Raw genomic sequence first — 1030 nt, 5'->3', positions numbered from 1 at the left:
GGGCCCCATCGCCCCGCGCCCGGTCCACTCCGCGCTCGACCTGTCCAAGCTCGAGTCGGTCGGCTTCCACATGCCCGACTGGGAGGAAGGGCTGGGGGAGTACCTCACAATGCTTTAATGTAAATTGTAGTGGCGGGAGGCGATGGCATGATTGATAGATATTCTTTTGATGATTGGTTGAACTACGGTAGACGAGGGAAGCGCGAGTATTCCTGTTTTCGTTTTTATAGTGTAGGACTCAACAGAGGCATGCCTCTAGTGATTCTGGACGCCCTAAAGAAAATTGGCTTCGGTGGGATATTTGTTTGGCTGCCTACTCTTTTTGCAGAAAAGCTATTAACAGATGGAAAACTTCCTTGGATCCTTGACTACCTTGGAACTTATGCGACTAGAGAATTATTTACTTTTTCGCTTATCGTAACTTGTTTGGTGGCAATTTGGATTGCCGCGCATTCAATTAGGCAGGGCTTTCGCTATGTGAATGTGCTCGACGAACTTCAGAGCCTTAACTACCAAGTTGAGAATCAGACTCAAAATCCTGATGTTAATTTACGTGAATTGGCAACTGTCTGCTGCGATGGCGTTGCTTCCTGTTTTTCAATTTTTCGCCCAAAAGACGGAATAGGCTGCGCCATCAGGCTTGCGCGTCCCGGAAAATCGGATCATGAAGTTGGCTACGCAACGGTGGCTAGGGGAGGGGCATTGAATAAAACGAGATTTCAACATTCCCGGCCTCTTTCAATGAATAGCAAGCTCGTGATTATGCTTCACGAAAAAGAGCTGTCAAATGATATCGTCATACTTTGTCCCGATGTTGAAAAAGCCAGAGACTGCGGACAGTTGGATAACGACGTTAATTCCGAACATTTCGGATCCGATGATCGTTGCATGATGATTTCTAGACTTGTTGCCCGAGACGGTTCGAATAATTCAATTATGGGAATCTTGTATGTAACATCTAGCAGGCCAAATAAGCGGTTGATTTCCGATCTCAGCCGAACACATTAGGCGGACAGGCCGTTCCCGCAGC

1 protein-coding gene is annotated in these 1030 nt (G+C 47.2%); it reads left to right on the top strand.

Annotated elements, in window-relative coordinates:
* Positions 1 to 147 precede the first annotated feature (147 nt).
* Positions 148 to 1008, top strand: a complete 861-nt coding sequence (locus tag I2D41_RS02915) for a hypothetical protein (RefSeq protein ID WP_195363487.1) — start codon at positions 148 to 150, stop codon at positions 1006 to 1008.
* The last annotated feature ends 22 nt before the right edge of the window (positions 1009 to 1030 follow it).

This window comes from Collinsella aerofaciens (assembly GCF_015552075.1).
Classification (GTDB): Bacteria; Actinomycetota; Coriobacteriia; order Coriobacteriales; family Coriobacteriaceae; genus Collinsella; species Collinsella aerofaciens_Y.
This window is presented reverse-complemented; position numbering and strand designations above follow the sequence as displayed.